Annotated in this window: 17 protein-coding genes; 8 read left to right on the forward strand and 9 right to left on the reverse strand. The window is 68.8% G+C overall.

The window, feature by feature from the left end:
- The first annotated feature begins 7 nt into the window (after positions 1-7).
- The 3 genes from xdhB to DTA15_RS20055 all read left to right on the forward strand — a co-directional run bounded on the left by xdhB (position 8) and on the right by DTA15_RS20055 (position 3,545).
- Positions 8-2,371 (forward strand): xanthine dehydrogenase molybdopterin binding subunit, encoded by a 2,364-nt coding sequence (xdhB, locus tag DTA15_RS20045; protein ID WP_006484995.1) that lies wholly within the window; start codon positions 8-10, stop codon positions 2,369-2,371.
- A 1-nt stretch (position 2,372) separates the two neighbouring features.
- The gene (gene xdhC / locus DTA15_RS20050; protein ID WP_006485004.1) at positions 2,373-3,041 is read left to right on the forward strand and encodes a xanthine dehydrogenase accessory protein XdhC; all 669 of its coding nucleotides are present in this window, start codon (positions 2,373-2,375) and stop codon (positions 3,039-3,041) included.
- A gap of 102 nt (positions 3,042-3,143) precedes the next feature.
- The gene (locus DTA15_RS20055; protein WP_006484912.1) at positions 3,144-3,545 is read left to right on the forward strand and encodes a hypothetical protein; all 402 of its coding nucleotides are present in this window, start codon (positions 3,144-3,146) and stop codon (positions 3,543-3,545) included.
- 45 nt (positions 3,546-3,590) lie between these two features.
- On the opposite strand, the gene DTA15_RS20060 is transcribed toward DTA15_RS20055, so the two are convergent.
- The 3 genes from DTA15_RS20060 to DTA15_RS20070 all read right to left on the reverse strand — a co-directional run bounded on the left by DTA15_RS20060 (position 3,591) and on the right by DTA15_RS20070 (position 6,780).
- Positions 3,591-4,535, reverse strand: coding sequence for a LysR family transcriptional regulator (locus DTA15_RS20060; protein ID WP_006484931.1), 945 nt, complete (start codon positions 4,533-4,535; stop codon positions 3,591-3,593).
- A gap of 69 nt (positions 4,536-4,604) precedes the next feature.
- Positions 4,605-5,243 (reverse strand): 2-hydroxychromene-2-carboxylate isomerase, encoded by a 639-nt coding sequence (locus DTA15_RS20065; protein ID WP_006484951.1) that lies wholly within the window; start codon positions 5,241-5,243, stop codon positions 4,605-4,607.
- Positions 5,244-5,337: 94 nt separating this feature from the next.
- Positions 5,338-6,780, reverse strand: coding sequence for a TAXI family TRAP transporter solute-binding subunit (locus DTA15_RS20070; RefSeq protein WP_012492920.1), 1,443 nt, complete (start codon positions 6,778-6,780; stop codon positions 5,338-5,340).
- Positions 6,781-7,211: 431 nt separating this feature from the next.
- Between DTA15_RS20070 and DTA15_RS20075 the strand changes: the two genes are divergently transcribed.
- Together DTA15_RS20075 and DTA15_RS20080 are read left to right on the forward strand one after the other, a co-directional pair.
- Positions 7,212-7,577 carry a BON domain-containing protein gene (locus tag DTA15_RS20075; protein WP_006489437.1) on the forward strand — a complete coding sequence of 122 codons (366 nt, stop codon included), beginning with the start codon at positions 7,212-7,214 and terminating at the stop codon, positions 7,575-7,577.
- 135 nt (positions 7,578-7,712) lie between these two features.
- Positions 7,713-9,803 (forward strand): D-(-)-3-hydroxybutyrate oligomer hydrolase, encoded by a 2,091-nt coding sequence (locus DTA15_RS20080; protein WP_020979923.1) that lies wholly within the window; start codon positions 7,713-7,715, stop codon positions 9,801-9,803.
- Between the two features lie 213 nt (positions 9,804-10,016).
- Here the strand turns inward: DTA15_RS20080 and DTA15_RS20085 are convergent, their stop codons facing one another.
- Positions 10,017-10,334: a hypothetical protein gene (locus DTA15_RS20085; protein WP_006484778.1), complete on the reverse strand. Its 318-nt coding sequence runs from the start codon at positions 10,332-10,334 to the stop codon at positions 10,017-10,019.
- Positions 10,335-10,418: 84 nt separating this feature from the next.
- Between DTA15_RS20085 and DTA15_RS20090 the strand changes: the two genes are divergently transcribed.
- The 3 genes from DTA15_RS20090 (at position 10,419) to DTA15_RS20105 (ending at position 13,535) form a co-directional block, all read left to right on the forward strand.
- Positions 10,419-12,254, forward strand: a complete 1,836-nt coding sequence (locus DTA15_RS20090; protein WP_012492918.1) for a S10 family peptidase — start codon at positions 10,419-10,421, stop codon at positions 12,252-12,254.
- 253 nt (positions 12,255-12,507) lie between these two features.
- Positions 12,508-13,098, forward strand: a complete 591-nt coding sequence (locus tag DTA15_RS20100) for a nucleotidyltransferase domain-containing protein (protein ID WP_006494106.1) — start codon at positions 12,508-12,510, stop codon at positions 13,096-13,098.
- Positions 13,098-13,535, forward strand: a complete 438-nt coding sequence (locus DTA15_RS20105) for a hypothetical protein (protein ID WP_006485879.1) — start codon at positions 13,098-13,100, stop codon at positions 13,533-13,535. The genes DTA15_RS20100 and DTA15_RS20105 overlap by 1 nt, the downstream gene beginning before the upstream one ends.
- 88 nt (positions 13,536-13,623) lie before the next feature.
- On the opposite strand, the gene DTA15_RS20110 is transcribed toward DTA15_RS20105, so the two are convergent.
- From DTA15_RS20110 to DTA15_RS20130, 5 genes are all read right to left on the reverse strand, one after another.
- Positions 13,624-14,412: a sulfite exporter TauE/SafE family protein gene (locus DTA15_RS20110; RefSeq protein WP_034178579.1), complete on the reverse strand. Its 789-nt coding sequence runs from the start codon at positions 14,410-14,412 to the stop codon at positions 13,624-13,626.
- A 292-nt stretch (positions 14,413-14,704) separates the two neighbouring features.
- Positions 14,705-16,144, reverse strand: a complete 1,440-nt coding sequence (locus DTA15_RS20115) for a DHA2 family efflux MFS transporter permease subunit (RefSeq protein ID WP_006485880.1) — start codon at positions 16,142-16,144, stop codon at positions 14,705-14,707.
- Positions 16,145-16,275: 131 nt separating this feature from the next.
- A complete protein-coding gene (locus DTA15_RS20120; RefSeq protein WP_006485874.1) occupies positions 16,276-17,004 on the reverse strand; it encodes a DsbA family oxidoreductase in 729 nt (242 codons plus the stop codon).
- A 183-nt stretch (positions 17,005-17,187) separates the two neighbouring features.
- Positions 17,188-17,835, reverse strand: a complete 648-nt coding sequence (locus tag DTA15_RS20125) for a helix-turn-helix transcriptional regulator (RefSeq protein WP_012492917.1) — start codon at positions 17,833-17,835, stop codon at positions 17,188-17,190.
- A 141-nt stretch (positions 17,836-17,976) separates the two neighbouring features.
- Complete coding sequence (locus tag DTA15_RS20130; protein ID WP_012492916.1) at positions 17,977-18,951, reverse strand: ornithine cyclodeaminase family protein; 975 nt, start codon at positions 18,949-18,951, stop codon at positions 17,977-17,979.
- Positions 18,952-19,158: the final 207 nt, after the last annotated feature.

Below are 19,158 nucleotides of genomic sequence, written 5' to 3' on the forward strand. Positions count from 1 at the left end.
ACCGAACATGAACCAGCAAGCAGAACCGTTCCTGAGCACCCTCGACCCGCAAGCCGACGCCGCGCAGGTGCACGTGTCGCGCGCCCACGAATCCGCCCATCTGCACGTGAGCGGGCGCGCCACCTACACCGACGACATTCCGATCGTCGCCGGCACGCTGCACGCGGCGCTCGGGTTGTCGGCGAAGCCGCACGCGAAGATCGTGTCGATGAACTTCGACGCGGTGCGCGCGACGCCGGGCGTGGTCGCCGTGTTCACGGCCGACGACATTCCGGGCGTCAACGATTGCGGTCCGATCATCCACGACGATCCGGTGCTCGCGAAGGGCGTCGTGCAGTTCGTCGGCCAGCCGATGTTCATCGTCGTCGCGACGTCGCACGACATCGCGCGGCTCGCCGCGCGTCGCGCGCAGGTCGACTACGAGGAGCTGCCGGCGATCCTGACCGCGCAGGAAGCGCGCGCGGCCGAAACTTACGTGATCCCGCCGCTGAAGCTCGCACGCGGCGATGCGGCCGCGCGGCTCGCGGTCGCGCCGCACCGCGAGTCGGGCGAGATGCTGCTCGGCGGGCAGGAGCAGTTCTATCTGGAAGGGCAGATCGCGTACGCGGTGCCGAAGGACGACGACGGCATGCACGTGTATTGCTCGACGCAGCACCCGAGCGAGATGCAGCACCTCGTCGCGCACGTGCTCGGCGTCGCGTCGCACAACGTGCTGGTCGAATGCCGCCGGATGGGCGGCGGGTTCGGCGGCAAGGAATCGCAGTCGGGCCTGTTCGCGTGCTGCGCGGCGCTCGCCGCGTGGAAGCTGCTGTGCCCGGTGAAGCTGCGCCCGGACCGCGACGACGACATGATGATCACCGGCAAGCGGCACGACTTCCATTACCGCTTCGACGTCGGCTACGACGACGACGGCCGCATCGACGGCGTCGCGCTCGACATGACGTCGCGCTGCGGCTTCTCGGCCGACCTGTCCGGCCCGGTGATGACGCGCGCGGTGTGCCACTTCGACAACGCGTACTGGCTCGGCGACGTCGACATCGCCGGCTACTGCGGCAGGACCAACACGCAGTCGAACACCGCGTTCCGCGGCTTCGGCGGCCCGCAGGGCGCGTTCGCGATCGAATACATCCTCGACGACATCGCGCGCTCGCTCGGCCGCGATCCGCTCGACGTGCGCTACGCGAACCTGTACGGCAAGACCGAACGCAACGTGACGCCGTACGGGCAGACGGTCGAGGACAACGTGCTGCAGGAGCTGCTCGGCGAACTCGAGACGACGAGCGACTACCGTGCGCGGCGCGCGGGCGTGCGCGCCTTCAACGCACGCAACACGGTGCTGAAGAAGGGCATCGCGCTCACGCCGGTGAAATTCGGCATCGCGTTCAACGTCACGCACTTCAACCAGGCCGGCGCGCTGGTGCACATCTACACCGACGGCTCGGTGCTCGTGAACCACGGCGGCACGGAGATGGGGCAGGGGCTCAACACGAAGGTCGCGCAGGTGGTCGCGCACGAGCTCGGCATCCGTTTCGGCCGGATCCGCGTGACGGCGACCGATACCAGCAAGGTCGCGAACACGTCCGCGACCGCCGCGTCGACCGGGTCGGACCTGAACGGCAAGGCCGCGCAGGATGCGGCGCGCCAGTTGCGCGAGCGGCTCGCGGTGTTCGCGGCGAAGCAGTTCGGCGACGGCAAGGTCGATGCGGCCGACGTGAAGTTCGGCAACGACGTCGTGTGGGTCGGCGGCCATGGCGTGCCGTTCGGCGAAGTGATCGCGAAGGCGTACCTCGCGCGCGTGCAGCTGTGGTCCGACGGCTTCTATGCGACGCCGAAGCTGTACTGGGACCAGTCGAAGCTGCAGGGCCGGCCGTTCTATTACTACTCGTACGGCGCGGCCGTGTCGGAAGTGGTGATCGACACGCTGACGGGCGAGATGCGCACGCTGCGCGTCGACGCGCTGCACGACGTGGGCGCGTCGCTGAACCCGGCGCTCGACATCGGCCAGGTCGAAGGCGCGTTCATCCAGGGGATGGGCTGGCTCACGACCGAGGAGCTGTGGTGGAACCAGGGCGGCAAGCTGATGACGCATGCGCCGTCGACGTACAAGATCCCGACGGTGAACGACACGCCGCCCGAGTTCAACGTGCGGCTGTTCCAGAACCGCAACGTCGAGGATAGCATCCACCGTTCGAAGGCCGTCGGCGAACCGCCGCTGCTGCTGCCGTTCTCGGTGTTCTTCGCGGTGCGCGACGCCGTGGCCGCGGTCGGCGACTACCGGGTGAACCCGCCGCTCGACGCGCCGGCCACCGGCGAGTCGATCCTGCGCGCGATCGGCGCGGTGCGGGCGGCGAGCGCCGCGCGGGCAGGCTGACGTGAACGGGCCCGCTCGTCCACCGCATCCCGCGCCCCACGCGTTCGCCGCTGGCTGCGACGGCGCGTGCGGCAACGCGCGGCCGTCGAACCCGCCGTTCGCGCAAGGCACCGGCCAGCGCAACCGCGCGACCGGCGCGCCGGCGCCGATGCACGTCGTGCTGTTCGGCGCGGGGCACGTCGGCCACGCGCTCGTCACGTTGCTCGGCGCGCTGCCGTGCGTCGTGCAGTGGGTCGACACGCGCGACGAGCTGTTCCCGGACGAATGTCCGCCGAACGTGCAGCCGGAGCCGACCGACACGCCGGAGGCCGTCGTCGACGCGGCGCCGCCCGGCGCGTACTTCCTCGTGATGACGCACAACCATGCGCTCGACTTCTCGCTCGCCGCGCAGATCATGCGGCGGCGCGACTATGCGTACTTCGGGATGATCGGCTCGCGCACCAAGCGCGTGAAGTTCGAGCGCCGGCTCGCCGCGCGCGGCGTCGATCCCGCGCGGCTCGTGGAGATGGTGTGCCCGATCGGCGTCGCGGGCATCGTCGACAAGGCGCCGGGCGCGATCGCGGTGGCCGTCTGCGCGGAGCTGCTGCAGGCCCGCTCGGGCATGCCGGTGGCCGCTGCGAAGGCAGTCGCGGCCGGGCGCGCGCGCGACGATGTGAGTTGCGTGCGATAAGACGCCGACCCCGCGCGGCCGGCGCACGGCCGCGCGTTTTTGCCTACACTGCACGGCAACGCGCGGCAGCGGGCCGCGCTTCATCTCAACGTGCACGCGCCCATGTCCGATCACTCCGTCTATCTCGACGCGCTCGACGCGAGCCTCGTCGCCATCGAGCGCTGGCTGTCCGGCGTCGATACCGCGCCGGCGGCGCTCGACGCGCTGCTCGCGGCGTTTTCCGGTGAATTCACGATGATCCTGACCGACGGCCGCGTGGTCGACCACGACGGCACGCGCGCGCTGTTCGCGAAGCTGGCGGGCGCGAAGCCGGGGCTGCGCATCACGCTGTCGGAGATCCGCGTGCTCGCGGCCGACGCAGCGCATGCGGTGCTCACCTATCTCGAAGCGCAGCACGCGGCAGCGGGCGAGCTGCCTGCGCGCCGCGCGACCGCCGTGTTCACGCGTGATGCGGCGGGCGTCGTGCGCTGGTCCCATCTGCAGGAAACCTTCTGCACGGCCTGAGCGGCCGCGCTGCCTGACCAGCCGCGCTTCACGCCGGCCGCGGCGTCAGCGCTTGCGCGTGCGGACGACCGTCAGCTCGTCGGACACGCTCTGCATCAGCGCGCACAGCCACGCGATGTCGGTCGGCCGATCGGGTTGCGGGTGCGTGAGCAGGTAGCTCTTGATGCGCGGGAACGGCACGGGCGGCGTGGCGACGACGAGCGGCAGCAGTTGCGCATAGTGGGTCGCGAAGCGGCGCGTCGTCGTGAAGATCAGGTCCGACTGCAGCAGCACCTGCGGCACGATGCCGAAGTACGGCAGCGTCGTCACGATGCGCCGCGTGAGGCGCGCGCGTGCCAGGCCGATCTCGATCGCGTTGCGCTTGTCGCCGGTGTACGGCGTCGGCGCGACGTGCGCGGCCGACGCGTACGCTTCGCGTGTGAGCGGTGCGCGGGCGAGCGGATGCGCGTCGCGCATCAGGCACACGATCGTGTCGGAGAACAGGTCCTGGCGCGCGAACTGCGGGTCGGGCTTCGGCCAGTTGCCGATCACGAGATCGAGCGCGCCCGATTCGAGCGCGCCCGCGTGGTCGAGCGCGGGATTCAGCGAATCGATTTCCAGATGAGCATGCGGCGCCGCGTCGCGAAAACGCTCGATCAGCGTCGGCATGAAGAAATCGTTCAGGTAGTCGGGCGCGGCGACGCGGAACGTGCGCCGCGCGGACGACGGATCGAAGTCGCCGTGCGGCGTCGCGATGAAGTCGACCTCGCGCAGCGCGCGCGACGCGGCTTCGAGCAGCGATGCGCCGTATTCGGTCGGCACCATGCCCGACTTGCCGCGCACGAGGATCGGGTCGTTCAGCGTCTCGCGCAGCTTGCGCAGCGCGGTGCTGATCGCGGGCTGGGTCTGGTTCAGCCGCAGCGCGGCCTGCGTGACGCTGCGCTCGAGCAGCAGCGTGCGCAACACGCGCACGAGCCAGATGTCGAGCGAGGCGGTACGGTCGTCGTCCATTCGTGGAGGGTGATTCGGGTGACGCGTAACCTTACCGCAGCCGCGCGTTGCCGTGCGTGATACCGGCCATCACGTACGTCCCTTCGGCAGCGTGCTGATCCGCTTGACCTCGCGCGATTCGAGCCAGTTCGGCGTGCGTGCGCAGTACAGCACCATCGGCAGCGCGTCCTCGCCCCAGAACAATTGCTGGTTCATCCAGAACGTCGGTACGCCGAACACGCCGAGCGCGATCGCGTCGGCCGTGTTGCGCGACAGCTGCGCAGCGGTTTCCTCGAATTCGATCAGCTCGTCGCCGTGGCCGACGCCGACACGTTCGCACAGCGCCGCGAAGCCTTCCGGCGTCGACGGATCGTTGCCTTCACGCCAGATGAAACGGAACATTTCCAGCACCGTGACGATATCGGCGCGCAGCGCGATCGCGAGGCGCAGCACCTTGTCGGAATCGAACGGGTGCGCGGGCGGCATCTTGAAGCGGATGCCGAGCTGTTCCGCGCGGAACAGCGCGTGGCGGTACGTGAACACGCGCTTGGCCGGCACGTCGGCGCTCGAGCGCTGGCCCCAGTGGCGCTGCAGGTCGGGCAGCGACACGGCCACCGGGTCGAACGGCACGTCCGGCCATTTGTCGTGCTGCTCGAGCAGCAGATACGAGAACGGCGACACGAAGTCGAAGAACCAGGCGGGTTGGGCGGTATCGAGGCCGGTTGTCATGTCGTTCTCCAGAAGGTGGGGCGTGCGGCGCCTGGCGGCGGCCTCCATGTTACGCGGCGGCACGCGCATGCAGCAATGATCGCGGATCGTCCGCTCACGCGGAACCGGGAGTCGCCCGGGGGGCGTCGCTGGCCGGCGGCGCGGGGTCGGTGCGCCCCTGCGGCGCGCTGCCGGCGCCGGGCGGGCCCGCCGGCGCGTCGTGGTCGTGCGCGGTGAGCCGTTCGCGCACGAAGCCGATGTGCTCGCGCAGCACGTAGAACTGTCCGGCGTACGCGAGCGGCATCTTCATCCGGTTCACGGCTTCCTCGATGTCGTCGAGCTCGTCAAGCAGCTGGACGCGCTCCTCCGCCGTATGTTCGCCGAGCGCGCTGCGCTCGAGCGCGATCAGCGCGCCGTACCACCGGTAGATGCGCGAGCGCACGCGCCAGCCGTACAGCGACGGCACGAGCCGCAGCCCCGGGATCAGCACGACGATCAGCGGCACGACCACCACCAGCAGCCGATCGACGAGGCTCGCGACCCAGAACGGCAGCCGCCGGTACAGGAAGGTCTTGCCCGACTTGTAGTAGCGCGCGGCATCGTCCGACAGCGGGAAGCCGCGCGTGACGGACGACGGGAATTCACCGGCATGCTGCAGGATCGTCGCGTGGCCGTGCACTTCGCGCGCGGCCTCGATCAGCAGGTCGGACAGCGCGGGGTGCAGCGAGTCGCGCGCGACGAGTTCGATCGTCGGCGCGACCGTGTGGATGTCGGCGGGCGGCAGGTTGCGGCCGAGGTCGTAGACGCCCATCGGCAGCGTGATCGCGGTCAGGTACGGAAAGCGCCGCGCATAGGCCTCGGCCTGCGTGAACGAATACACGTGCACGCCCGGCGCGCGGAACAGTTTCGCCATCACCGGGATCTGCGTCGAGTCGCCGGACAGGAAGGCCGCGTCGATCTTGCCGTCGAGCAGCGCGGTCGCGGCGTCCTCGCCGGCGGTCGGCAACAGCTCGGTCGGGCCGCCCGGCACGATGCCGTTCATCTTCAGCAGCGCGAGGCTCAGTTCGCGCGCGCCGCTGCCTTCCGCGCCGAGCGCGAGCCGCTTGCCCTTGAAGTCGGACAGGCGCGCGACGACCGGGCCGCGGTACATGATCGCGAGCGGCACGTAACCGATGCTGCCGAGCGACACGAGATGCTCGTCGCGCTCCTTCGGGCCGATGCCGCTCTGCACGAAACCGACGTCGACCGGCGCGTTCGGGTTCGACAGCCGCGCGAGGTTCTGCGCGGAACCTTCGGACGATTGAACGTCGAGCGTGACGCCGTTTTTTGCGAGGATCGCCTTGTATTTCTGCGCGGCGTTCCAGTACGTGCTGCCGGGCGGCCCGGACGAGATCACGAGCGTGGACGGCGGCGCCGGCTGGATCAGCTTGACCGCGAGCCAGACGGCCGCGCCGGCGAGCAGCACGGTCGGGCCGATCGACAGCGCGAGGTCGCGCCACGAGACGGCGACGAAGCGGGCGAGGATGCGGCGCGGCGGGCGAGGGCGGGCAGGCTTCATGGGATCGGCGGATGACGCTGGCGTGACGCATCGGTGACGGTCGTCGCGGGACGACGCGGATTCTCGCGGCGATGGTAACCGGTTTCCCCGCGCATGCGCGAGTCGGGCGGGCTCGCGCGGCTGCGCGGCGACGGCGGCGGGCGCCGCCGCGTCAAAAACTTTGCGCTTCCGCGGGCGCTGGATTACATTGTGCGACGCAGCCGCGCCCGATTCGCGCGCGACCCGGCAGGTGATGAGACCGGGCGCGTCCGGCCGGCGGCTGTCCGGCCCGGCCGGCCCGCTTTCGCGTGCGCCGGCCGCCGGCCCGTGACGCCTCTCTCGTATCGCCGTGGAAAACACCGGCTGTCCCGCCCGTTCGCGCGCGGGCCGGCTGTTTTTGGGGGTATCCGGCCGTACTGTGCACGGCCGTTCCGGAGTGATAAGGAGATAGCATGAAGTCGATCGTGTTGAGAGCGTTGGGCGTCGCCGCCGTGGCGGCCTGTCTGTCGGGCAGCGTGTATGCGCAGTCGAGCGACGCAGCGGCAACGGAAGCGCCGGCGGCCGCGACGAGCGCGCCGAAGGCCGCCGCGAAAACCGCGAAGAAGGCGAACCGCAAGCTCGGCTACGCGGTGCGCAAGGCCATTACGAAGGCCGGCGGCATCGACGTGGCGAACATCGTCGTGCGCTCGAAGGGCGGCGCGATCTCGCTGGAGGGCACGGTGCCCGACCAGGCACAGATCGACAAGGCGGAAGAGGCGGCCAAGAGCGTGAAGGGCGTGACGTCGGTCTCGAACAAGCTGACGGTGCAGCAGCAGTAACGCCGGGCGGCGGCGCGCGAGCGCCGCGCACGCCCGTTCCAGGCGGGCCCCGGCATGCCGGGGCCCGTTTGCGCTTCAGAGGCCGAAAGCCGCGGGACGCGGCGGCGGACCGATAACGATATCGAGAGGGCGGCGATGACGAAGCTCGGGTGGGGCAGGCGGGTGGTGTGGGGGGCGGCGCTGGCCGCGGTCGCGATGCTCGGCGCCTGCAACGGCGACGATTCGGCCGAGCGCAACCGGTTGCCCGGCTTCGTGGCCGGCAGCGTGCGCACGACGGCCTACGACGGCGCGAGCGACGACCTGCTGACGGCCGGCCTCGGCAAGACGGGCCTTGCCGCGGCGAGCGCGCCCGGCTTCGCGAACCCGGCGCGGCCGACCAGCGCGGAATTGCGCCGCCTCGCGATCTGGTCGAACTACCGCGCGCTCGTCGACATGAGCGCGAACGGCGGCTACGGCCGCTTATGGGGGCCGAACGTCGACCTCGACGGCAACGATACGCTCGGCGAAGGCAAGATCGCCGGCGCCGAATATCTCGCGTACGCCGATGACGGCAGCGGCACGAAGAACGTGACGCTGCTCGTGCAGGTACCCGCCCGCTTCGATCCCGCGCAGCCCTGCATCGTCACCGCGACGTCGTCCGGCTCGCGCGGCGTGTACGGCGCGATTTCCGCGGCCGGCGAGTGGGCGCTCAAGCGCGGCTGCGCGGTGGCCTACAACGACAAGGGCGGCGGCAACGGCGCGCATGAACTCGGCTCCGACACCGTCACGCTGATCGACGGCACGCTCGCCAACGCGGTGCTGGCCGGCACCGCGAGCCTGTTCACCGCGAACGTGACGAGCGGCGATCTCGCCGCGTTCAACAGCCGTTTCCCGAACCGCTACGCGTTCAAGCACGCGCATTCGCAGCAGAACCCGGAGCAGGACTGGGGGCGCGCGACGCTGCAGTCGGTCGAATTTGCGTACTGGGCGCTCAACGAACAGTTCGGACCGGTGATCGACGGTACGCATCACGGCGTGCGCTATCGCGCGGGCGACATCACGACGATCGCCGCGTCGGTCAGCAACGGCGGCGGCGCGTCGCTCGCGGCGGCCGAGCAGGACAGCCGCGGCTGGATTACCGCGGTCGTGGTCGGCGAGCCGCAGATCAACGTGCGGATGGCGCCGAATGTGGTGGTTCGCGCGGGCGGCCAGGCGGTGCCGTCGTTCGGCCGGCCGCTGGCCGATTACGCGACGCTCGCGAACCTGCTGGAACCGTGCGCGGCCGCGTCGGCGTCGCTCGCCGGCGCACCGTACCTGAGCGCGCTGCCGGCCGCGACCACGCAGTCGATCCGCACGCAGCGCTGCGCGACGCTCGCCGCGGCCGGGCTGGTGGCGGGCGCCGACACGCAGAGCCAGGCGGCCGACGCGCTCGCGCAGCTCCACGCGGCCGGCTATCTGGCCGATTCCGACCTGCTGCAGGCGTCGATGTGGGATTCGCAGGCGATTCCCGCGATCGCGGTCACCTATGCGAACGCGTACACGCGCTCGCGCGTCACCGACAACCTGTGCAACTTCAGCTTCGCGACGACCAACCCGGCGACGGGCGCGGTCGCGCCACCCGCCGCGTCGCCGATGCCGGCCGTGTTCGGCGCCGGCAACGGCGTGCCGCCGACGGCCGGCATCAATCTCGTGTTCAACAACGGCGCCGGCGTCGACCACCGGCTCGCGACGCCCGATGCGAGCTTCGCGGGCGCGCTGTGCCTGCGCCAGCTGTGGACCAACGGGATGCTCGGGATGCCCGCGAACGTCGATGCAGTGCGCGTGAACGCGAACCTGCACGGCAAGCCGGCGATCATCGTGCAGGGCCGCAGCGACGCGCTCGTGCCGGTGAACCACGCGTCGCGCGCGTACGTCGCGCAGAACGGCATCAGCGAAGCCGGGCGCAGCCAGCTGGTGTTCTACGAGGTGACCAACGGCCAGCACTTCGACGCGTTCCTGTCGGTGCCGGGATTCGACACGCGCTTCGTGCCGGTTCACTACTACAACGTGCAGGCGTTGAACCTGATGTGGCAGCACCTGAAGAACGGCGCGCCGCTGCCGCCGTCGCAGGTGATCCGCACGGTGCCGCGCGGCGGCACGCCGGGCGCCGCGCCCGCGCTGACGAGCGCGAACCTGCCGCCGATCTCGGCCGCGCCGGGCGCGAACGCGATTTCCGTCGGCGCCGGCACGATCGACGTGCCGCTCTGACGGCCGGGCCGTCGCGCCCCCTCCCGCCAGCCGGACAGCCGTCCGGCTTTTTTATCGACGTCGCCTGGAATCGGTCCCGTACCGCCTTCCATCCGAATGGCGAGCGCTGTAACAAATTATTACTTTACGGCGATAAATCCGGAACCTAATATGCGCCGGTATTTTCACTTAATTTAATAAATTACTGATACGAGAATATTCCTTTCCGTTTAGTTAATCGATCCTTTCGGTTTTATTCAATCGGCTCGAGTCGCGATTGATCGCCGTTTCGCGATTAATTGGTGTCTCGCCGACGGGAATCGTTCGTCCGTTCGAAGTGAAGGCGCCCCGGTGGGCGGGCTTCACGGGGTGATTCTTCGTCATCGATTTCGTGCGCGTGCGAATTCGTGAAATGAATTCATATTGCCGCGAACCGTTGAATGGTTGTTTGCAATGGAATTGATTCCATTGTGCGGTTGCAAAAACATGGGTGGGGTAAATCGTGCCGGTCGGTATGCGCCGATCCGGTAAAAAACTCGGAGTGCGTCGCATAACGAATGCATTCCTGGTGCGGAGCGCCGGCGCAAATGATCCTTTGCGACCGGCGGTATTTATCGTTCTGTTCGAGAGGCAATAATGACGACACGGAAGTCCTTGAAAGACGGTTTCGCGCTATTCGGAACGACCTTGAGCGTACCGCTCGCCGCCGCGGCGGCCGCGGCGCTGCTCGTCACGGGGTGCGGCGGCGACGACGGGCCGAGCCCGAGCGCGGCGGCCGCCACCGCGGCCGCGACGTCCAGCGGCAGCACGTCGGCCACCGCCGACGCCACGACCGCCACCGCGGCCGACCAGCCGTACGTCGACACCGACGTGTACGGCACCGGGCCGAACGACGCGGTCACCGACTCGACGGAAGGCGCGGCGGTCGTGCACCGGCAGGTCGCGATCGGCGGCAAGACGATCAAGTACACGGCCACCACCGGCCACCTGACGACGATCGATCCGATCACGTCGGCCCCGAACGCGAAGATGTTCTACGTCGCGTACACGCAGGACAATCCGGACCCGTCGAAGCCGCGCCCGGTCACGTTCTTCTACAACGGCGGCCCCGGCTCGTCGTCGGTCTACCTGCTGCTCGGCTCGTACGGGCCGAAGCGCCTGCAGTCGTCGTTCCCCAACTTCACGCCGCCCGCGCCGTACAAGCTGCTCGACAACCCGGACAGCCTGCTCGACCGCACCGATCTCGTGTTCATCAACCCGGTCGGCACCGGTTACTCGACTGCGATCGCCCCGGCGAAGAACAAGGACTTCTGGGGCACCGACCAGGACGCGCGCTCGATCGACCGTTTCATCCAGCGCTACCTGACCAAGTATTCGCGCTGGAATTCGCCGAAGTTCCTGTACGGCGAGTCGTACGGCACCGCGCGCAGCGCGGTCGTGTCGTGGGTGCTGCACGAGGACGGCATCGACCTGAACGGGATCACGCTGCAGTCGTCGATCCTCGACTACGCGAACGCGCTGTCCGCCCCGGGCACGTTCCCGACGCTCGCGGCCGACGCGTTCTACTGGAAGAAGACGACGCTGAACCCGACGCCGACCGATCTCGACGCGTACATGGTCCAGGCCCGCAACTACGCGGACAACACGCTCGCGCCGCTCGCGCAGAAGCCGAACCCGCAGGACGGCGGCTTCGTGAACGTGCGGCTGAACCTAAAGCTCGCGACCGCGCAGCAGATGGGCGCTTACATCGGCACGGACCCGACGTCGCTGATCCAGACCTTCGGCAACCCGGCCGCGCTCGGCAACGTGCCGTCGTCGGACGACAACCCGCCGTACACGTTCTTCCTGACGCTCGTGCCGGGCACGCAGATCGGCCAGTACGACGGTCGCGCGAACTTCACGGGCAAGGGCATCGCGCCGTACATCCTGCCGAACTCCGGCAGCAACGATCCGTCGATCACGAACGTCGGCGGCGCGTACACGGTGCTGTGGAACAGCTACATCAACACCGACCTCAAGTACACGTCGACGTCGTCGTTCGTGGACCTGAACGACCAGGTCTTCAACAACTGGGACTTCAGCCATATCGACCCGACCGGCGCGAACAAGGGCGGTGGCAATACGCTGTACACGGCCGGCGACCTGGCGTCGACGATGAGCGTGAACCCGGACCTGAAGGTGCTGTCGGCGAACGGCTATTTCGACGCCGTCACGCCGTTCCACCAGACGGAGCTGACGCTCGCGCAGATGCCGCTCGATCCGACGCTCAAGGCGCAGAACCTGACGATCAAGAACTACCCGTCGGGCCACATGATCTACCTGAACGACGCGTCGCGGACCGCGCTGAAGGGCGACCTCGCCAACTTCTACGACGGCATCCTCGCGAACCGCACCGCGCTGCAGCGCGTGCTGAAGCTGCAGGCGCGCACGCAGCAGTTGAAGCAGCAGAAACTGCAGCAGCAGGGGCAGTAAGCGCGGCGGGCGGCGGGTGGTGCCCGCCGCGACGCGACGAAAAAGTGCACTCGCGCAATGCGGGCCGGTGCTTCCGGTCTCGTGCGTTGGTGGCGTCGCTGTTGTTCCAGATGCCCCGTGAGTCATGGACTCCCGGGGCATCGGCTTTTGTGTTCGACGGGCGTCGCCCCGGAAGTTGCGGGTGATGGCACACTTAATCCTTGAAATAGGGATTTATATCCCTCTATTGAGGATTAGGTGAAATATCCTCATAATGAGGACAGTCATCCCCGATCCAAGGATTTTTGTGGGCGTCGCCGACTTTCTCCTCACACCCGGTATGCAACGTGTGCTGGGTGCCACGCTGCTAGAACCCGACCGCTGCTTTACGCTGCAGGAATTGCTGCGTCTGGCAAGCAGTGGACACGGCAGCGCTCAAAAGCAGATAGACCGGCTGATTGAGGCCGGCGTACTCAAGGAGGACGCGCGCCGAGGCCGGCAGCGGAGCATCCGCGCAAATACGGACTTCGTCCTCTATCCGGAACTCGTCGAGATCGCGCGAAAGACGTTCGCTGTCGCGGAGCCGTTGAAGGACGCCTTGTTGCCTTTTGCCGGGCATATTTCCACGGCCTTCGTGTTTGGCTCGGTGGCCAAGGGTACCGACAGCAGCCGAAGCGACATCGACCTGATCGTCATCGGCGACGCCCAACTTCTCGATCTATCCGAAGCCTTGCACGCGGCCGAGCATGATCTGCGGCGTCCCATCAACTTCTCGTTGTACGAACCTGCCGAATGGGCCGCGCTGGTCGATAGCGATCCCGTTATCGCGCAGATCGCCCAGGGCCCGACTTTGAGGATTCTGTGATGCCGCGTCCGACCGAATACGAAAACCTCGTCAAGACGAGAGCCTTCGAGGCGGTTGCGCCGACGCCCGGGGCAATCGCGGGCTTCCTGCGCAATGCGGAGGACTACAAGGCCACTGCCGACGAACTGGATCCCACCCGGCATTTGCAGGTATTTACCTTGGCCTACGAAGGCTACTTCCAGCTCGTACAGGCTGTTCTCGAGTTCTACGAGGTGAGGACCAAAGATGCCGGCCGCAATCTGGCTATCCAGCGCGTTTCCACCTCGTTGGGTGTGAGCCCCCCGGAATTCGCCTTCATCACGAAGGCCCACGAGCGACGCAACGGCACGTCGTACGTTTCGCCGTTTCCGCCGGTGTCGAAAGCCGAGGCCGCCACCATGCTGGGCATCCTGGAGAAATACCTGCCTATTGCACGTGCGCTGACCGGTATGTCGTGAAACCGCTTGGTCGTCCGTCAAGACAGGCGACAGATGGTTGTGGGGGTACCCACTGAGGCGGCGTTTTTCGGCAGGCGTGAGAGGCTGCTTACGCCAGCACGAGCCGCACGCCGACCGCGACGAGCGTCGCGGCGAGCAGGTTGCGCAGCAGCCGCTCGGGCGCGCGCGCCGACAGCAGGCTGCCGAGTACGATGCCGGGCAGCGAACCGAGCAGCAGCGACAGCAGCATCGACCAGTCGACCGAGCCGAGCAGCCAGTGGCCCATGCCCGCGACCAGCGTGAGCGGCACCGCATGCGCGATGTCGGAACCGACGATGCGGGTCGTCGCGAGCAGCGGATACAGCAGCAGGAGCACGGTCACGCCGATCGCGCCGGCGCCGACCGACGTCATCGACACGAGCACGCCGAGCACGGCGCCCGTCAGCACGGTCGACCACAGCGTGCGTGCGGGGTTCGGCGCGAGCGGGTTGCGCGCGGCGAATGCCGTGAGCTGCGGCCGGAAGATCAACGCGAGCGACGTGAGCAGCAGCGCGACCCCGAGCACGAGCTGGATCATCCGCGCGGTGCCCGGCGTGTTCATCCCGTGCGTGTGCAGCCACCACAGCGTGAGCGCCGCGGCCGGCACGCTGCCCGCCGCGAGCCGGCCGGTGATGCGCCAGTCGATCGAGCCTTTCAGGCCGTGGACTAGCGTGCCGGTGGCCTTGGTCGCGGCCGCGTACAGCAGGTCGGTGCCGACCGCCGTCGCGGGGTGGACGCCGAACAGCAGCACGAGAATCGGCGTCATCAACGAACCGCCGCCGACGCCCGTCAGGCCGACGAGAATGCCGACGAACAGGCCGGACAGGGAGTACAGCAGATCGATATGGGGAAGCGACATCGGAAGCAGGCGGTTATGCGGCGTTCGGCGACGGCGCGCGGCCGCGGCGGCGCGCATCAAAGTCCGCCATTGTCGCAAAAGTGGCGCGTCAATGTACGACCGCGTTAAAAATCGGCCGGGAAGGCTCGCGCGGGCGGCGGCCGGCGGGATGTGAAACGGGCGTTTGAGCCGGGGGCGAGGATCGTCGTCAGCCTGACAGATATGACGAACCGCGCGCCTCCGCCGCGCGCAAAAAAGGGCGCGACACTGCGCGCCCTGATTCGATGCAGGCTCCCGGTTCGGCTGCCGACGGTCAGTGCAGCGCCGGGCCGGCGCCTTCGACCGCGCGTGGCGGCCGGATCCGCAGCGCGAACCCGATCAGCGCGGCCACGGCCGCGAACGCCGCGCCGAATGCGAAGGCCGCGTGGTAGCCGCCGTTCAGCGCGTCGAGCGGCGCGGCCCGCGCTGCCGCGAGCGCGTCGGTGCGGGCGCCGGCGAGACTCGCGAGGACCGCGAGCCCGAGCGCGCCGCCCATCATGAACGCGGTGTTGACGATGCCCGACGCGAGCCCGGAATCGGCCGGGTCGACGTCGCTCATCGCGGCGAGCAGCATCGGATTGAACGCGACGCCCGCGCCGATGCCGAGCAGCGTCATGCCGGGCAGCACGTGCCACACGAAACCGCCGTCGACTGGCGCGCGCGAGAACAGCGCGAGGCCGCATGCCGCGATCAGCAGGCCGGCGGCGATCGGGCCGCGGATCCCGAAACGCATCACGATCCGGGCCGACAGCCCGAGCGAGAACGCGGCCATGATCAGGTTCGCCGGCAGGAACGCGAGGCCGACTTGCAGCGGCCCGTAGCCGAGCACGCGCTGCATGTACAGCGCGGACAGGAAGAACCACGCGAACATCGCCGCCGCCCACAGCACGGCGATCGTGTTCGCGAGCGCGACGTTGCGCGCGGCGAACAGCGTGAGCGGCATCAACGGATGCGCGGCGCGCGATTCGATCGCGATGAACAGCGCGAGCAGCACGACGGCCGCGCCGATCAGCGCGACGGTCTGCGTCGACAGCCAGCCGGCCTCGTTGCCGCCGACGATCCCGTAGACGGCCAGCATCAGCGACGCGGTCACGGTGATCGCGCCGGCGACGTCGAGCCGCGCCGTGCCGGCCGGCGCACGCGTGCGCGGCAGCAGCGCGACGCACATCGCGTAGACCGCGACGCCGATCGGCAGGTTGACAAGAAAGATCCAGTGCCACGACAGCGAGCTCGTCAGCAGCCCGCCGAGCAGCACGCCGATGCTGCCGCCGCCCGCGCACACGAAGCCGTAGACGCCCATCGCGCGGGCGCGTTCGCCGGGGGCCGTGAAGAGGTTCATGATCAGCGACAGCGAGACGGCCGACACGACCGCGCCGCCGAGCCCCTGCACCGCGCGCGCGGCGATCAGCATCGCCTGCGATTGCGCGAGGCCGCAGGCGAGCGACGCGAGCGTGAACACGACGAGGCCCGCGAGGAACATGCGTCGCTGGCCGTACAGGTCGCCGAGCCGGCCGCCGAGCAGCAGGCAGCCGCCGAACGTCAGCAGGTATGCGTTGACGACCCACACGAGGGCCGTTTCGGTGAAGTGGAGGTCGGTGCTGATCGACGGCAGCGCAACGTTCACGATCGTGCTGTCGAGCACGATCATCAGCACGCCGAGACAGAGCACGATCAGCGCGTACCAGCGCTTCTCGCCGTGAATCCCGTGGGTCATGGGCCTGCAGCCTTCTGATAGTTATTTGAAAGGATGCATTGTAGACGTCGACGGCGCGGGCTTCCTGCCGGTTTGTGGCAGGAGCGTCGCGTAGTGGCGCCCGGCCCGGCGCGCGTGCAGCGGGCGGCGCGTTACGACCGGGGCAATTCGCAGCCGTCGGGGCCGCAGGCGGCCGCGTCGCTGCCGCCGAGTTCGACGATGCCGTCGCGCCACGCCCGGTCGAGCGCCTGCGCAAACGCGTCGGCCGGCTGCGCGCCGGACACCGCGTAGCGGCCGCCGAACACGAACAGCGGCACGCCGCGCCCGCCGATCTGCGCGGCACGCGCGATGTCGGCCTCGACTTCGTCGCGGTGCGCGTCGCTGTGCAGCACCGCTTCGACGGCCGAGCGCTCGAGCCCGGCTTCGACCGCAAATTCGGTCAGCGCGGCATGATCGAACAGCGAGCCGTGTTCGCAGAAATACGCGCGATACAGCCGCTCGGTCAGCGCATGCGCGCGACCCGTGGCTTCCGCGAGCTTGACGAGCCGGTGGCCGTCGAGCGTGTCGCCGACGAGCGTGCCGGGCAGGTCGTAGCGCAGCCCGACGCTCGCCGCCGCCTCGGTCACCTGGCGCAGCATCTGGTCGACCTGCGCGGGCGACATCCGGTACTTGCCCGCCAGCATCGCCTCGACCGGCTCGACGGGCTGGCCGGGCATCAGCCGGTATGCGCGCAGCGCGACGTCGACGCGGTCGGCGTGCGCGAACGCGGCCAGCGCCTCGTCGAAGCGGCGCTTGCCGATCCAGCACCACGGGCAGATCAGGTCGGACCAGATTTCGACGGTCAGGGTCGGGCGGGCAGTCGGGGTGGGAGCGGTCGTCATGGGCGGTCCGGGGCGGCAAAAAATGTAACCGAGACTATATCACTTTATGTTTCGACGTTTCGTCGTCCGGGGGACCGTGCGGAAGGGGCCGCGCCCACCTGTCGCGAAGCATGGACGCGAAACCGGCAGTCCAGCCCGGTACCGATGACCGGGCCGGCCGTCATTACGCTCGCCGCGTCGCGCTCAGGCGTCGCCTTGGGTTTCCTTCAGATGCTTGAGGTGCTTGTAGACCGTCGCGCGCCCCATCCCGAGCACGTTCGCGACGTAGTTCGCCGCGCTCTTGCCGCGGAACGCGCCTTCCGCGTACAGCGCCTCGACGAGCTCGCGCCGGTGTTCGCGCGTGAGCCCGTTCAGCCCGACCTGGCGCTCGCGCAGCCAGCCGTGCAGGAACGTGTTGATGCGCTCCTGCCAGTCGTCGCGGAACAGCTCGTCGGGCTGCGCGACGACGCCCGCGCCCTTGATGAAGAGGTCGAGCGTCGCGCGTACCTCGTCGAACACCGCGATGTTGAAGTTGATGCACATCATCCCGGCCGCCCGGCCTTCGTCGTCGAACAGCACGTTGCTGACGCAGCGCATGCGCCGGCCGTCCCAGTTCAGCTTCTCGTACGGGCCGATTACGCGCTCGCGCGCCGAATGATCGATTTCCTCGAGCGCCGAATCGTCGCCGACCTCGCGCTTGGACAGGTTGTTCGCGAGATACAGCACGGTCTGGTCGTGCAGGTCGTGGATCACGACTTCCGCGTACGGGAAGAACAGCGCGGCGATACCGTCGGCGATCGGCGCATAGCGGGTGAGCAGCAGGTCTTTGACGGGAGATTTCTTCTTGCGCATCGGTGTCGCGATCTCGGGTGGGCGGGCGCCGGGCAGCGTGCCGGGCCGGCGAGCCGGCGTACCGTCGGTCGGCATGCCCGTGCGCGCGCGCGGCCGCCGCGGCGGTTGCGCCATTGTATCGGCCCCGCGTGCGCGTGCCGCTCATGCACGCGTCAGATGCGTGTACAGCGCGTGCGCGATCGCGATGTCCTCGAGCCCGAGGCCGATCGAGCGAAAGAACGCGTGACGCGTGCGCGATGGCGCGGCGCAACTGCCGGCGACGAGCGCGGGCAGGTCGCCGACGATCCGGCCGGCATCCCAGCCGTGCTCGGCCGCGGCGATCTGCATCTCGCCGGCGCTCGCGGGCGTCGTGTGCCGGTAGTCGCAGTAGACGTCCATGTCCGGCAGCCACGCGGGCGGGATTTCGTGCGCGCGCGCGACGTTCGTGCTGATCGACGTGACGAGCGCGGGGCGCGTGAGCATTCCGTCGCCGAGCACGGGCGTGCCCGACGACGTGCACAGCATCACCACGTCCGCGTCGCGCACGCAGGCCTCGACGCTCGCCGCCGCGCGTGTGCGCGGGTCGAGCGCGGCGAGGCCCGCCTGCAGCGCCGCGTTGCCGGCCAGCGCGGGCGAGTACACGCGGATCGCGTCCCAGTCGCGCAGCGCCGCCGTGTGCTTCAGGTGCGCGAGGCCGACCGCGCCCGCGCCGACGATCGCGAGATGGCGCGCGTCGCGCGGCGCGAGGCAGTCGACCGCGAGCGCCGTCGTGCCGGCCGTGCGTTCGACGGTCAGCAACCCGGCGTCGCACCACATCAGCGGCTGGCCGGTTTGCATCGACATCAGCGCGGTCCACGCGGTGACGATCGGTTTGCCGTCGGGCTTGCCGCCCGTCACGACGTAAGGCGACAGCTTCGCGCCGAATACCTGTGCGTCGGCGAGCGCGCCGAGATACGTGATGAAGTCGCCGGCCTGGTCGGGAAACAGCGTGAGCGTCTGCGGCGGCTGCACCGCGCGCGCCGCGGCGAGCGACGCGAACATGCGGCGCAGTGTGCCGAGCACGTCGAGCGACGGCAGCGCCGCGCGCACCGCGGCCTCGTCGACGGTCAGCGGCAGAGTAGGGACGGTTTGCGTCATGAGGACATCTCCGGTTCGGGCTGGACAGAAAGTCTCGAAAGACGGCGTCCGGTGGGGTCTGTTATGGACGAAAAGTCTAATATAGACAAATGAAATCGGGAGGATTTTTATTTTCGGGACAGAGATTCTTTGCCGTCGTCCTAAAAAACACCATGAAATCAACGGTATTAAGAGCGGGTGACGAAATTTCGACGTGAAGAAGCAGCG

The organism is Burkholderia cenocepacia (assembly GCF_900446215.1).
Classification (GTDB): Bacteria; Pseudomonadota; Gammaproteobacteria; order Burkholderiales; family Burkholderiaceae; genus Burkholderia; species Burkholderia cenocepacia.

Bases quoted from the DNA above. Each gene is read 5' to 3' on its own strand.
- DTA15_RS20070 (WP_012492920.1), bottom strand. From the start codon at position 6,780: ATGAAGCCTGCCCGCCCTCGCCCGCCGCGCCGCATCCTCGCCCGCTTC.
- DTA15_RS20065 (WP_006484951.1), bottom strand. From the start codon at position 5,243: ATGACAACCGGCCTCGATACCGCCCAACCCGCCTGGTTCTTCGACTTC.
- DTA15_RS20075 (WP_006489437.1), top strand. From the start codon at position 7,212: ATGAAGTCGATCGTGTTGAGAGCGTTGGGCGTCGCCGCCGTGGCGGCC.
- DTA15_RS20085 (WP_006484778.1), bottom strand. From the start codon at position 10,334: ATGCGACGCACTCCGAGTTTTTTACCGGATCGGCGCATACCGACCGGC.
- DTA15_RS20055 (WP_006484912.1), top strand. From the start codon at position 3,144: ATGTCCGATCACTCCGTCTATCTCGACGCGCTCGACGCGAGCCTCGTC.
- DTA15_RS20090 (WP_012492918.1), top strand. From the start codon at position 10,419: ATGACGACACGGAAGTCCTTGAAAGACGGTTTCGCGCTATTCGGAACG.
- DTA15_RS20080 (WP_020979923.1), top strand. From the start codon at position 7,713: ATGACGAAGCTCGGGTGGGGCAGGCGGGTGGTGTGGGGGGCGGCGCTG.
- DTA15_RS20120 (WP_006485874.1), bottom strand. From the start codon at position 17,004: ATGACGACCGCTCCCACCCCGACTGCCCGCCCGACCCTGACCGTCGAA.
- DTA15_RS20130 (WP_012492916.1), bottom strand. From the start codon at position 18,951: ATGACGCAAACCGTCCCTACTCTGCCGCTGACCGTCGACGAGGCCGCG.
- DTA15_RS20105 (WP_006485879.1), top strand. From the start codon at position 13,098: ATGCCGCGTCCGACCGAATACGAAAACCTCGTCAAGACGAGAGCCTTC.
- xdhB (WP_006484995.1), top strand. From the start codon at position 8: ATGAACCAGCAAGCAGAACCGTTCCTGAGCACCCTCGACCCGCAAGCC.
- DTA15_RS20110 (WP_034178579.1), bottom strand. From the start codon at position 14,412: ATGTCGCTTCCCCATATCGATCTGCTGTACTCCCTGTCCGGCCTGTTC.
- DTA15_RS20060 (WP_006484931.1), bottom strand. From the start codon at position 4,535: ATGGACGACGACCGTACCGCCTCGCTCGACATCTGGCTCGTGCGCGTG.
- DTA15_RS20115 (WP_006485880.1), bottom strand. From the start codon at position 16,144: ATGACCCACGGGATTCACGGCGAGAAGCGCTGGTACGCGCTGATCGTG.
- DTA15_RS20125 (WP_012492917.1), bottom strand. From the start codon at position 17,835: ATGCGCAAGAAGAAATCTCCCGTCAAAGACCTGCTGCTCACCCGCTAT.
- DTA15_RS20100 (WP_006494106.1), top strand. From the start codon at position 12,508: ATGAGGACAGTCATCCCCGATCCAAGGATTTTTGTGGGCGTCGCCGAC.